Genomic DNA, 12,977 nt, shown 5'->3' on the forward strand with positions numbered 1-12,977 from the left:
AATGGCGGCCGAGCACCGGATCAATGTTGGCTTCATGCCGCTCTTCGACAGCGCCATCCTTGTCGCGGCGAAGGAAATCGGCTTCGCCCTACGTGAAGGCATCGACCTGACGCTCAACCGGGAAACGTCCTGGGCCAACATCCGCGACCGCATCGCCATCGGCCATTTCGACCTGGCGCATATGCTGGGGCCGATGCCGATCGCCTGCAATCTGGGGCTGACGCCGCTCGCCTCCGACACCGTCGTGCCGTTCTCGCTCGGCCTCGGCGGCAATTGCGTGACGGTTTCGAACGCGGTCTGGGCCGGCATGGCCGCGCACGGCGCCCGGCCCGATCTCGATCCGGCGCGGGCCGGTAAGGCGTTGCGAGCGCTGATCCGTGATCGGGCGAATGGCGGCGGCGATCCGCTGCGCTTCGCCGTCGTCCATCCGCACTCCGGGCACAACTACGAACTGCGCTACTGGCTCGCCGCCTGCGGCATCGACCCGTCGCGTGAAATCGAAATCGTCATCGTGCCGCCGCCATTCATGGCCGACGCGCTCGCCGCCGGCAGGATCGACGGTTACTGCGTCGGCGAACCCTGGAACAGCGCCGCGGTCGTCGCCGGCACCGGCCATATCGCCACGGTCAAGGCGGCCATCTGGAAGACCAGCCCGGAGAAAGTCGTCGGCGTGCGCAAGGCATGGGCCGAAAGAGAGCCTGACGCGCTTTCGGCTCTGCTGCGCGCGCTGCATCATGCGGCGCGCTGGTGCCAGGACCCGGCAAACCGTGGCGAACTCGCGGCCCTGATGGCGCAGCCGGCCTTTCTCGGCCTGGCGCCGGCGCTGCAGATGCCGATCCTCAGCGGGCATCTGGCGCTCGGCGGCGGTGCCGAACTGAGCGTCGGCGACTTCTTTCTGCCCTTCAACAAGGCGGCGAACTTCCCGTGGAAGAGCCATGCGCTGTGGTTCTACACGCAGATGGTGCGCTGGGGGCATGTCGCGCACACGCCGGAAAACCTCGCTATTGCCCGCGACTGCTATCGCCCCGATCTCTACCGCTCGGCGTTGAAGCCGCTTGGCGTGGCGCTTCCCGGTGCCAATGCCAAGGTCGAGGGCGCGCTGAAGGCCGCGACCCCAGTTGGTTCGGCGGGGGCAAGCCTGGTGCTCGGTCCCGACGGTTTCTTCGATGGCCAGATCTTCGATCCCGACGAGATCGACGCCTACATTGCCGGCCAGAAATTGGCGCGCGCTGAAGCCTGATCATTTCCGCGCCATTCTTGTGCACTGCACAAAAAATGTGCGTGCAACTGCGCTAATGAACAATCTTTGGCTTGCTCGCCCGGCGGGCCGGGGCGCCGACGATTTTGGCATGCCGTTGATCTCATTGATGTTTATCATCCATTCCGAAACTGGCACGGTTCCTGCGTTGCAATAGGCAGACTCTTCTCGGGGTCACGGAATAGGCGTCCAATGGCGGGCGCTACAGGCAAAGCTGCCGCTCAGGTCAACACGCGATCCCGGATGGACGGACGCGCGCGGCCTGGCCGGCGGCTTTTTTGTTTTGATCGAACACGCAATCGACGGCGCCGATCCCAAGCCGCGCCCAACCGGAGATGACGATGACGAAACGCATCAAGAGCCATTCCGCCCAAACGGCGATCAGCCGCCGCGATTTCCTGAGGATCAGCGCGGCCACCGCGGCAACGCTGGCCGCGGCGCGTGCGCTGCTGCCCTCCGGCGCCTATGCGGCTACCGCCGTACCGGAAGTCACAGGCGCCAAGCTCGGCTTCATCGCATTGACTGATGCAGCACCGTTGATGATCGCCAAGGAGAAAGGCCTGTTCGAGAAATTCGGCATGCCCGATGTCGAGGTGCTCAAGCAGGCTTCCTGGGGGGCGACGCGCGATAATCTGGTGCTCGGCGGCGAAGCCAACGGCATTGACGGCGCCCATATCCTGACGCCGATGCCTTATCTGATGCACACCGGCAAGGTGACGCAAAACAAGCAGCCGCTGCCGATGGCGATCGTGGCGCGCCTCAACTACGACTGCCAGGGCATTTCCGTTGCCCAGGAATATGCCGCCACCGGCGTCGCCCTCGACGCCTCCAGGCTGAAGGATGCCTTCGCCGCCAAGCAGGCCGCAGGCAAGGAGGTCAAGGCCGCCATGACCTTCCCGGGCGGCACGCACGACCTTTGGCTGCGCTACTGGCTGGCCGCCGGCGGCATCGATCCCGACAAGGACGTCTCGACCATCGTCGTGCCGCCGCCGCAGATGGTTGCCAACATGAAGGTCGGCAACATGGACGTGTTCTGTGTCGGCGAGCCGTGGAACGAGCAGCTCGTCCACCAGGGCGTCGGTTTCACCGCCGCTACCACTGGCGAGCTATGGAAGGGCCATCCGGAAAAGGCGCTCGGCCTGCGCGCCGCCTTCATCGACAAGTATCCGAACGCCACCAAGGCGATCCTGATGGCCGTCATGGAAGCCCAGCAATGGTGCGAAGCCAAGGAAAACAAGGACGAGATGGCCGCCATCATCGGCAAGCGGCAATGGATGAACGTGCCGACCGCCGACATCATCGGCCGCCTCAAGGGCGACATCAACTACGGCAATGGCCGCGTCGCCAACGGCACAGATCTCTACATGAAGTTCTGGCAGGGCGGCGTGTCCTATCCCTTCAAGAGCCACGACAGCTGGTTCCTCGCCGAAAACATCCGCTGGGGCAAGTTCGCGCCGACCACCGACATCAAGGCGCTGGTCGCCCAGGTCAATCGCGAGGATCTGTGGCGCGAAGCGGCCAAGGATCTTGGTGTCGCCGCGGCCGATATCCCGGCGTCTTCATCGCGCGGCGTCGAGACCTTCTTCGACGGCAAGGTGTTCGATCCGGAGAACCCGTCCGCCTATCTCGACAGCCTGAAGATCAAGGCATCGGCCTGAACGGTGCAAACGGCGCTCGCGCCGTTTGTCGCCGCAAGCGCAACGGCGCCGCTTGTCGCCAAATGCCAAAGGAACATTCGAGAAATGTCTATCCAAGCCATCGAGGACCGCAAGGTGAAGCCGTTCCCCGCGCCTTCCAAGCCCGCCGAAATCATCGCCTTCACCGCCAGGGCGCGGCGTCGCTTCGACCCGGCCGCAATCGCAGGCAAGCTGGCCAGCACGCTGGTGCCGCCGGTCATCGTCGTCGCCCTCATGCTCGTCGTCTGGCAGGTCGCCTGTTCGTCGCCGACGGCCAGCCTGCCGCCGCCAAGCCAGGTCTGGAACGAGGCCTATGACCTGATCGCCCATCCGTTCTTCAACAATGGCCCGCAGGACATTGGGCTCGCCTGGCGGGTGCTGATCTCGCTGCAGCGCGTCGCCATCGGCTTTGGCCTTGCGGCGGTCGTCGGCGTCGCGCTCGGCGCTCTGGTCGGCCAGTCGATCTGGGCGATGCGCGGCCTTGATCCGGTGTTCCAGATTCTGCGCACGGTACCGCCGCTCGCCTGGCTGCCGCTGTCGCTGGCGGCGTTCCGCGATTCCAGCCCGTCGGCAATCTTCGTCATCTTCATCACCTCGATCTGGCCGGTGATCATCAACACCGCCGTCGGCGTCCGCAACATTCCAGAGGACTATCGCAACGTCTCCCGCATCCTCAGGCTCAACCAGCTCGAATTCTTCGTGAAAATCATGGTGCCGGCCGCGGCACCTTACATCTTCACCGGCTTGCGCATCGGCATCGGTCTGTCCTGGCTTGCCATCGTCGCCGCCGAAATGCTGACCGGCGGCGTCGGTATCGGCTTCTTCATCTGGGATGCCTGGAATTCGTCGCGGCTGCCCGACATCATCGTCGCACTCGCCTATATCGGCGTCACCGGCTTTTGCCTCGACCGCCTGGTCGCGTCGGTCGGCGTCTTCGTCACCCGCGGCACAACGGCAAAGTGAGGAGAGGGACGATGACGGCCTATCTGAAACTCGACCATATCGATAAATCCTTCATGCGCGGCGGCCAGGTCAGCGACGTCCTGAAGGACATAAGACTGACCATCGACAAGGGCGAATTCGTCTCGATCATCGGCCATTCCGGCTGCGGCAAGTCGACCTTGCTCAATCTAATCGCCGGGCTGACCAAGGTCTCGGCCGGCGCGGTTCTGTTGGAGGACAAGGAGGTCGACAGCCCCGGTCCCGAACGCGCCGTGGTGTTCCAGAACCACAGCCTGCTGCCATGGCTCACCGTGTACGAAAACATCAACCTCGCGGTATCCAAGGTCTTCGGCGGCAAAAAGAGCCGGGCCGAACGGCATGACTGGATCATGCGCAATCTCGATCTCGTGCAGATGGCGCATGCGAAAGACAAGCGCCCAGCGGAGATTTCGGGCGGCATGAAGCAGCGCGTCGGCATTGCGCGCGCGCTCGCGATGGAGCCGAAGATTCTTTTGCTCGACGAGCCGTTCGGGGCGCTCGACGCGCTGACCCGTGCGCATCTGCAGGACGCGGTGATGGATATCCATTCGAGGCTCGGCTCGACGACGATCATGATCACTCACGATGTCGACGAGGCGGTGCTATTGTCCGACCGCATCGTCATGATGACCAACGGGCCGGCGGCCACCATCGGCGAGGTTCTTCCCGTGCCGCTGGCCCGGCCGCGTCGGCGCATCGAGCTTTCCTCCGACCGCACCTTCCTACGCTGCCGCGAGGCGGTGCTGAAATTCCTCTACGAACGCCACCGCTTCGTCGAAGCCGCGGAGTGAGGCCATAACGGGCTAACGCGTCATCATCATTGGAAATCTGCATCGGCAATGGGCAATCTACCGCATTGCACAAATATTATGCTGCTGTGCAAGGCATCTTGACTAATCTTTGATCCGCTGCCGAGCTTGGTCAAAAGTCGCGCGGCTGCGGTTCATATTGATTTCATTCGATAATTAAGAGCGCTGTCGAATTGGCACGCTTCCTGCTTTCCAAAATGTAAGGCCCGCAAGGGCCAAGTGACACGGCGTCCAATGGCGGGCGCCACAGGCAAAGCTGCCGCTCAGGTCCACACGCGCTCCCGGAATCCCGGACGCGAAGACCTGGCCGGCGGCTTTTTTGTTTTGACGCAATCGACGGCGCTGGTCCCAAGCGGCGCCAACCGGAGACGACGATGACGAAACGGATCGGAACTGGCGCGTGCCTCGCGGAATTCACGCGCCGCCATTTTTCTGGCCAGCAGCGTGCTGTTCACCGCCGCGCTCGTCCTCTTTCCCGCTGGCGCCAAGACTGACGGCAAAGGTTTCGAAGTGACCGTGCACAGCTCGGTTTCAACCAGTTCGCCGATGCCGCGCCGCTGACAGTCGCGAACGAACAGCCAAGGGCGGTGCCGCCCCCCACGCCGCAAACCGGAGCCAGAAAATGACCGCAAATCTCCCTGCCGCGCCCAGCCAGGACACTGCTCCCCGGCAGGCGCTTCTGATGTCCACCATCGCCTTCACCGTCTGCTTCGCGGTGTGGACGATCTTTTCAATCATCGGCGTGCGCATAAAGCAGGAACTGGGGCTGAACGAGACGGAGTTCGGCCTGCTCGTCGGCACGCCGATCCTCACCGGCTCGCTTGTGCGCATGGTGCTCGGTGTCTGGACCGACCGTTTTGGCGGTCGGCTGGTATACACCGCGACCATGCTTGCGGCGGCAGTCGCGACCTTCCTGCTCGCGTTTGCGCACACCTACGGGCAGATGCTGGCCGCTGCGCTAGGCGTTGGGCTCGCCGGCGGTTCCTTCGCCGTCGGTGTCGCCTATGTCTCGCGCTTCTTCCCGGCCGGCAAGCAGGGTACGGCGCTTGGCATTTTCGGTGTCGGCAATGTCGGTGCCGCGGTCACCAAGTTCCTGGCACCGTTCGTGCTTCTCTCCTGGGGCTGGCAGTCGGTCGCGCTGATCTGGGCGGCAGCACTTGTCGTCATGGCCGCCGTCTTCTGGTTCACGACCGGCGACGATCCGGTCATTCGCGAGCGCCGCGACGGCAAGGCTGCACCCGCGAGAAGCTTCTGGCAGGAATTCGCGCCGCTCAAGAACCTGCAGGTCTGGCGCTTCGCCTTCTATTATTTCTTCGCCTTTGGTGCATTCGTGGCGCTCTCACTGTGGCTGCCCCGTTACCTGATCGGCGTCTATGGCTTCGGGCTTGCGACCGCCGGCATGATCGGCGCGGCCTATTCAATTCCGGCAAGTATTTTCCGCGCCTATGGCGGCGTGCTTTCCGACCGGATCGGCGCCCGCACCGTGCTCTACTGGACCTTCGCTGTCAGTGCCGCCGCGACTCTCGTTCTGTCTCTCCCCTCGGCAGACTACGTCGTGCGCGGTGTCAGCGGGCCGATCGCCTTCCATTTCGAGGTCGGCCCGCTCGCCTTCATAGCCGTTGCCTGTGTGCTCGGCTTCTTCATGAGCCTTGGCAAGGCTGCCGTCTACAAGCACATCCCGGCTTACTATCCGCAGAGTGTCGGCGCGGTCGGCGGCGTTGTCGGCATGATTGGCGGGCTCGGCGGCTTTATCCTGCCAATCGTCTTCGGCGCGCTCAACGACCTCACCGGCGTCTGGTCGAGCTGCTTCATGCTGCTCTTCGTCATCGTCGCCACCTGCTTTGCCTGGATGCATTTTTCCATCCGGCGGATGGAGCGCACGGCGTCTCACGAAGCTTCAGGCCTTTCCTACGCGGCTGAGTGAGACCGGAGTGGATCAGGACATGACCGAGAAACTCGTTATCATCGGCAACGGCATGGCCCCCGGGCGCATGCTGGAGCACCTCATGGAAAAGGCGCCTGGGCGCTACCAGGTCACCATCTTCAACGCCGAGCCGCGCGTGAACTACGACCGCATCATGCTGTCGCCGGTTCTGTCGGGCGAAAAGGCCTATGAGGAGATCATCATCCATGGCGACGGCTGGTACATCAAGCACGGCATCACCCTCTACAAGGGCCACAAGATCGTCGCCATCGACCGGCAGGCAAAGACCGTCACCTCCGATCATGGCGTGACCGAGCCCTACGACAAGCTCGTCATCGCCACCGGCTCGGTGCCGTTTATCATTCCGGTGCCCGGCCATGACCTGCCGGGCGTGCTCACTTATCGCGATCTGGACGACGTCCGGGCGATGATGCTTGCCGCCCAGTCACGGGCCAAGGCCGTGGTCATCGGCGGTGGCCTGCTCGGGCTCGAGGCAGCCGCGGGCTTGAACGCGCAAGGTATGGACGTCACCGTGCTGCATGTCATGCCGACGCTGATGGAGCGTCAGCTCGATCCGGCCGCCGGCTATCTCCTGCAGCGCGCAGTCGAGCAGCGCGGCATCAAGGTCATCACCAAAGCCAACACCCAGGCGATTACCGGCAACGGCAAGGTCGAGCGGGTGGAGCTTGCCGACGGCACCATCATCCCGGCGACGCTTGTCGTCATGGCGGTGGGCATCAGGCCGAATGCGGCGCTGGCCAAGGAAGCCGGCATTGCCGTCAATCGCGGCATTGTCGTCGACGCAGGCATGCGCAGCAACGATCCCGACATCTATGCAATCGGCGAATGCGCCGAGGTCAACGGCCAGGTCTACGGGCTGGTCGCGCCGCTCTACGAGATGGCGCGCGTCGCTGCCAGCCAGCTGGCTGGTAACGAGGCGGCAGCTTTCGTCCATATGGACACGCCGACCAAGCTCAAGGTCACCGGCATCGACCTGTTCTCGCTCGGCGACTTCGCCGAGGGCGAGGATCGCCAGGAGATCGTGCTGCGCGATGCCGCAGCCGGCGTCTACAAGCGCCTGGTGCTCAAGGACGACCGCATCATCGGCACCGTGCTCTATGGCGAGACAGCGGACGGCGCCTGGTTCAACGACCTCAAGAAGAAGCAGACCGACATATCCGAGATGCGTGACACGCTCATCTTCGGCCAGTCCTACCAGGGAGGCGCCCCCCTGGACCCTATGGCGGCCGTTGCAGCCTTGCCGGATGATGCGGAAATCTGCGGTTGCAACGGCGTATGCAAGGGAAAGATCACCGGCGCGATCACGGCCAAGGGCCTGACCTCGCTCGACGACGTGCGCGCCCACACCAAGGCGTCCGCGTCCTGCGGCTCCTGCACCGGGTTGGTCGAAAAGCTGATGGTGCTGACCATCGGCGACAAATACAACCCCGCGGCGGTCCAGCCGATGTGCAGCTGCACCACGCTCGGCCATGATGAGGTCCGCCGGCTGATCAAGGCCAAGGGCCTGAAGACCATTCCCGCCGTTATGCAGGAGCTGGAGTGGAAAACCTCCTGCGGCTGCGCCAAATGCCGGCCGGCGCTCAACTATTACCTCGTCTGCGACTGGCCCGACGAATACGCCGACGATTACCAGTCGCGCTTCATCAACGAGCGCGTCCACGCCAACATCCAGAAGGACGGGACCTATTCGGTAGTGCCGCGCATGTGGGGCGGCGTCACCAACGCCGCCGAATTGCGCGCCATCGCCGATGTCGTCGACAAGTTCGACATTCCGATGGTCAAGGTCACCGGCGGCCAGCGCATTGACATGCTCGGCATCCGCAAGGAAGACCTGCCGGCAGTGTGGGCCGATCTCGGTCAGGCCGGGTTCGTCTCCGGCCAGGCCTATGCCAAGGGACTGCGCACGGTGAAGACCTGCGTCGGCTCGGACTGGTGCCGCTTCGGCACGCAGGATTCGACCGGCTTGGGCATCCGTATCGAAAAATTCATGTGGGGCTCTTGGACGCCGGCCAAGGTCAAGATGGCGGTGTCGGGCTGTCCCCGAAACTGTGCCGAGGCGACCTGCAAGGATGTCGGCGTGATCTGCGTCGACAGCGGCTATGAGATCCATTTCGCCGGCGCCGCCGGCCTCGACATCAAGGGCACCGAAGTGCTTGGCCTGGTCAAGACCGAGGACGAGGCGCTGGAGCATATCGTGGCGCTGACGCAGATGTATCGCGAGCAGGGCCGCTATCTCGAGCGCATCTACAAATGGGCCAAGCGCATCGGCATCGCCGAGATCAAGCGTCAGATCATGGACGATGGCGAGAAGCGCAGGGCCTATTTCGACCGCTTCGTCTTTTCGCAGAAATTCGCGCAGGTCGACCCGTGGTCGGAACGCGTTTCCGGCAAGGACAAGCATGAATTCCGGCCGATGGCTTCGGTCGGCTTTGCGCAGGCGGCGGAGTAGGCGCGTGTTCCCGAAAAGTGGAATGCGGTTTTCGGACAAGAACAACGCGCAAAGAGGAATGGCCATATGAATTGGGTATCGATCGGCTCCCTGTCTGACATTCCGCGTCGCGGTGCGCGCTGCGTGGCAACGCCCGAAGGCAAGATCGCCGTCTTTCGTACGGCCGACGATCAGGTCTTTGCCATCGATGACCATTGCCCGCACAAAAGTGGGCCGCTCAGCCAGGGCATCGTCCATGGCACGGCGGTGACCTGTCCCTTGCACAATTGGGTGATCTCGCTGGAGACAGGCAAGGCGCTTGGCGCCGACGAGGGCGCGGTGCGCACCATCGCGGTGCGGATCGACGGCGAGCGGCTGTTCATTGCGCTGGAAGCGCTGGCCAGCCGCGCGGCGTGAACCATGCAGATTGATGAAGCGCGCGAGGTGAGGACCACCTGCCCATATTGCGGGGTGGGCTGCGGCGTGCTGGCGAAGGTCGCCGCGGACGGTGAAATTACCGTTCGTGGCGACCCGGACCACCCGGCGAATTTCGGCCGGCTCTGCTCCAAAGGCTCGGCGCTGGCCGAGACCACCGATCTCGAAGGCAGGCTACTTCATCCGGAAATCCACGGTCGCCGCACCGACTGGGACGAAGCGCTCGACCTCGTCGCCTCGACCTTCTCGCAAACCATTGCCGAGCACGGCCCCAACGCGGTCGCCCTCTACGTCTCCGGCCAGTTGCTGACCGAGGACTATTACGTCGCTAACAAGCTGATGAAAGGTTTCATCGGCTCGGCCAATATCGACACCAATTCGCGCCTGTGCATGGCATCGTCCGTCGCCGGCCACCGCCGCGCCTTTGGCTCGGACACCGTTCCGGGAAATTACGAGGATCTGGAACTTGCCGACCTGATCGTGCTGGTCGGCTCCAATCTCGCCTGGTGCCATCCGGTGCTCTACCAGCGCATCGCCGCGGCCCGGGAAAAGCGGCCCGAGATGAAGGTGGTGCTGGTCGACCCACGCCGCACCATGACGTCAGACATCGCCGACATGCATCTGGCGATCGCGCCCGATGGCGACGTCGCTTTGTTCACCGGCCTGCTCGCCTATCTCGGCCAGCACAACGCGTTGGACCGCACCTATATCACGGCACACACGACCGGCTTCGGGCAAGCGCTTTTCGCCGCCTCGGCGCTCGACCTGGCCGGCATCGCCGCGGCCACCAGCCTTGGCGAGGACGAACTGGCCCGCTTCTACAGTCTGTTTGCCGCGACGGCGAAGACGGTGACCGTCTACAGCCAGGGCGTGAACCAGTCGTCTTCGGGCACCGACAAGGTCAACGCTATCATCAACTGTCATCTAGCCACCGGCCGCATCGGCAAGCCCGGCGCCGGGCCATTCTCGGTGACCGGCCAGCCCAACGCCATGGGCGGCCGTGAGGTCGGCGGCATGGCCAACATGCTGGCCGCCCACATGGAGATCGAAAATCCCGAGCACCGCAACCGCGTGCAGCGCTTCTGGAACGCGCCGGCCGTCGCCGAAAAACCCGGCCTGAAAGCGGTCGAGATGTTCGAGGCGGTGGCCGACGGACGCATCAAGGCGCTGTGGATCATGGCGACCAACCCAGTCGATTCGATGCCGGATGCCGATGCCGTCGAAGCGGCGATCAAGGCCTGCCCGTTTGTCGTGGTGTCGGACGTGCTGGGCGAGACCGACACGGTCCGCCACGCCCATGTCCGGGTGCCGGCGGCGGCATGGGGCGAGAAGGACGGCACCGTCACCAATTCGGAACGCCGCATCTCGCGCCAGCGCGCCTTTTTGGCCACGCCCGGCGAGGCAAGAGCCGACTGGTGGATCATCGCCGAAGTCGCCAAGCGGATGGGTTTTGGCGAGGCGTTTTCGCATGTGTCGCCGGCCGACATCTTCGCCGAGCACGCGGCGTTGTCGGCATTCGAGAATGATAGTGCTCGCGATTTCGACATCGGCGCTTATGCCGATGTGGATGCAGAGACCTATGAGGAGTTGGCGCCATTCCAGTGGCCAGCGCCGAGCCAAGCCACCCCCCTCTGGCCTGCCGGCCATCTCCCCCGCAAGGGGGGAGATCGGCTATCATCACGGCCTTCGCTAATCTCCAATGCCGCAAGGGGAGAGCCGGCGCCAAAGCTGCCAATCTCCCCCCTTGCGGGGGAGATGGCCGGCAGGCCAGAGGGGGGTGCTCAGGCTGAAAGTGAAAAAGACTTGGGGGTTCAGGCAAGACGAGCCTCACTTACCACCCGCTTCTTCGCCAACGGCAGCTTCTACACGCCCGACCGCAGGGCGCGCTTCATTGCTATCCGCCCAGCCGCACAAACCCGCACCAGCCCGGACTACCCGCTAGTGCTCAACACCGGGCGCGTGCGCGACCATTGGCACACCATGACGCGGACCGGCAAGAGTCCGCGCTTGTCGCAGCACATGGCCGAACCGTTCGTCGAAATCCACCCGGCGGATGCACAGCACTATGGTATCGGCGATGCCGAGATCGTCCGCGTCTCGACTGCCCATGGCGAGGTGCTGGTCCGTGCCCTGGTGACGGTGCGTCAACGCCAGGGCTCTGTATTCGTACCGATGCACTGGACCGATCAGTTCTCCGCCCGCGCGCGCGTCGATGCGTTGGTCGCGCCGACGACCGATGCGATTTCAGGCCAACCGGCCTCGAAGAATGTTGCCGCCCGCATCGAGCGGTTCGCCGCCACAGCCTTCGGCTTCGCCGTGCTTGCCGAACGGCCCGCATCGATCGACGCCGATTACTGGAGCCTCGCCCGCAGCCCCGCCGGCTGGCGGCTTGAAATTGCGCTGCAGGACAGCCGCGACTGGACCGGGTTGGCCGCCGCGCTGTTAGGCATGGAAGGCGAGACGCTCGCCTATCACGACATCGCCGGCGGGCACCATCGCTTCGCCCGTTTCGCAGGCAATCGGCTGGTCGGCGCGCTCTATCTTGCGCCTACGCCGGTAGCGGTGTCGCGCGGCTGGGCGGTCGAACAACTTGGTGCTGACCATGCCGATCGGCAGGCGCGACTGGCGATTGTCGCCGGGCGCCCGGGCGGCAACAGCGTCGACCGCGGTGCCATCGTCTGCGCCTGTTTCGGGGTCGGTGCCAACCAGATCGCGGAAGCGGTACGCGGCGGCTGTACCAGCGTCGCGGCAATCGGAGCCGTCCTTCACGCCGGCACCAATTGCGGCTCTTGCCGCGCCGAGATCAAGACCATTATCGACGGGCGGCGTCTGCAAGCTGCGGAGTGATGCGCCGAGGAACTCTGCCGCGCCGCTGCATGATGCTTACTAGCAATTTACAAACCATGGGCTACCAACGTTCTGACTTCGATTCGCTCGGAACGGGAGCCTCATGAGCAAAGCCCTGACCTCATTCGCGCTTGCCGCCGTGCTGACGGCCTTGCTGATGGCGCTCAGCCTGGCGGTGGCCAGGCATGGCTATCCCTATGGCGCGATCGGCGCCAAGCGCTTGAGCGACGTCGCCGATGCGGGGGCGTTCATTCCGCTCGCGGCGGTCTACTTTCTCAGCGCACTGCTGATGATGGTTCTGCCGATCAGGCTCGCCGGCATCGTACTGACACATGCCGCCGATGCGATCTTCTGGACGATCATCGTGTTGTTTGCGGTCATCGTTGGATGTCTCGCCGCCAGATTTGCCTTCGGTCAGCGCGATGTGCTCCCGGCACTGCTGAATTGGCGGTTCCTGTTTGTCGCAGCCGTCGTCGGATGCCATCTCTTCATCAACGAGCTGCGCCGCAACATCCTGTTGCGAAGCCTGTTCTTCGTCGTCTTCGCCACAGCAACACTGGCCTGCCTGTTTTGGTCCTTCACCGTCTGAGCATGTGCG

The 12,977-nt window shown here is 64.0% G+C and carries 11 protein-coding genes; 9 read left to right on the forward strand and 2 right to left on the reverse strand.

The annotated features are described in order from the left end of the window. Position 1 precedes the first annotated feature (1 nt). Positions 2 to 1,240, forward strand: coding sequence for a CmpA/NrtA family ABC transporter substrate-binding protein (locus NKH42_RS03030; protein WP_352506994.1), 1,239 nt, complete (start codon positions 2 to 4; stop codon positions 1,238 to 1,240). A 244-nt stretch (positions 1,241 to 1,484) separates the two neighbouring features. On the opposite strand, the gene NKH42_RS03035 is transcribed toward NKH42_RS03030, so the two are convergent. Next, positions 1,485 to 1,613 carry a hypothetical protein gene (locus NKH42_RS03035; RefSeq protein WP_280952097.1) on the reverse strand — a complete coding sequence of 43 codons (129 nt, stop codon included), beginning with the start codon at positions 1,611 to 1,613 and terminating at the stop codon, positions 1,485 to 1,487. Between NKH42_RS03035 and NKH42_RS03040 the strand changes: the two genes are divergently transcribed. From NKH42_RS03040 to NKH42_RS03050, 3 genes are all read left to right on the forward strand, one after another. Further along, positions 1,600 to 2,916, forward strand: a complete 1,317-nt coding sequence (locus NKH42_RS03040; protein WP_352506993.1) for a CmpA/NrtA family ABC transporter substrate-binding protein — start codon at positions 1,600 to 1,602, stop codon at positions 2,914 to 2,916. The genes NKH42_RS03035 and NKH42_RS03040 overlap by 14 nt on opposite strands. 84 nt (positions 2,917 to 3,000) lie before the next feature. Continuing rightward, on the forward strand, positions 3,001 to 3,897 hold the full coding sequence (ntrB, locus tag NKH42_RS03045; protein ID WP_352506992.1) for a nitrate ABC transporter permease: 897 nt from the start codon (positions 3,001 to 3,003) through the stop codon (positions 3,895 to 3,897). 11 nt (positions 3,898 to 3,908) lie between these two features. Continuing rightward, positions 3,909 to 4,706, forward strand: coding sequence for an ABC transporter ATP-binding protein (locus NKH42_RS03050; protein ID WP_352479817.1), 798 nt, complete (start codon positions 3,909 to 3,911; stop codon positions 4,704 to 4,706). Between the two features lie 281 nt (positions 4,707 to 4,987). On the opposite strand, the gene NKH42_RS03055 is transcribed toward NKH42_RS03050, so the two are convergent. Then, positions 4,988 to 5,179 carry a hypothetical protein gene (locus NKH42_RS03055; protein WP_352506991.1) on the reverse strand — a complete coding sequence of 64 codons (192 nt, stop codon included), beginning with the start codon at positions 5,177 to 5,179 and terminating at the stop codon, positions 4,988 to 4,990. Between the two features lie 167 nt (positions 5,180 to 5,346). On the opposite strand from NKH42_RS03055, the gene NKH42_RS03060 reads away from it, so the two are divergent. From NKH42_RS03060 to NKH42_RS03080, 5 genes are all read left to right on the forward strand, one after another. After that, positions 5,347 to 6,648 (forward strand): MFS transporter, encoded by a 1,302-nt coding sequence (locus NKH42_RS03060; RefSeq protein WP_352751960.1) that lies wholly within the window; start codon positions 5,347 to 5,349, stop codon positions 6,646 to 6,648. A gap of 19 nt (positions 6,649 to 6,667) precedes the next feature. Next, positions 6,668 to 9,118 (forward strand): nitrite reductase large subunit NirB, encoded by a 2,451-nt coding sequence (gene nirB, locus NKH42_RS03065; RefSeq protein ID WP_352751962.1) that lies wholly within the window; start codon positions 6,668 to 6,670, stop codon positions 9,116 to 9,118. Between the two features lie 66 nt (positions 9,119 to 9,184). Then, positions 9,185 to 9,514, forward strand: a complete 330-nt coding sequence (gene nirD, locus NKH42_RS03070) for a nitrite reductase small subunit NirD (RefSeq protein ID WP_352687031.1) — start codon at positions 9,185 to 9,187, stop codon at positions 9,512 to 9,514. A 3-nt stretch (positions 9,515 to 9,517) separates the two neighbouring features. Further along, complete coding sequence (locus NKH42_RS03075; protein WP_352751963.1) at positions 9,518 to 12,379, forward strand: nitrate reductase; 2,862 nt, start codon at positions 9,518 to 9,520, stop codon at positions 12,377 to 12,379. 103 nt (positions 12,380 to 12,482) lie between these two features. Next, on the forward strand, positions 12,483 to 12,968 hold the full coding sequence (locus tag NKH42_RS03080) for a hypothetical protein (protein ID WP_352687025.1): 486 nt from the start codon (positions 12,483 to 12,485) through the stop codon (positions 12,966 to 12,968). The last annotated feature ends 9 nt before the right edge of the window (positions 12,969 to 12,977 follow it).

Origin of the sequence: Mesorhizobium sp. M1142, from assembly GCF_040318565.1 — a bacterium.
Classification (GTDB): Bacteria; Pseudomonadota; Alphaproteobacteria; order Rhizobiales; family Rhizobiaceae; genus Mesorhizobium.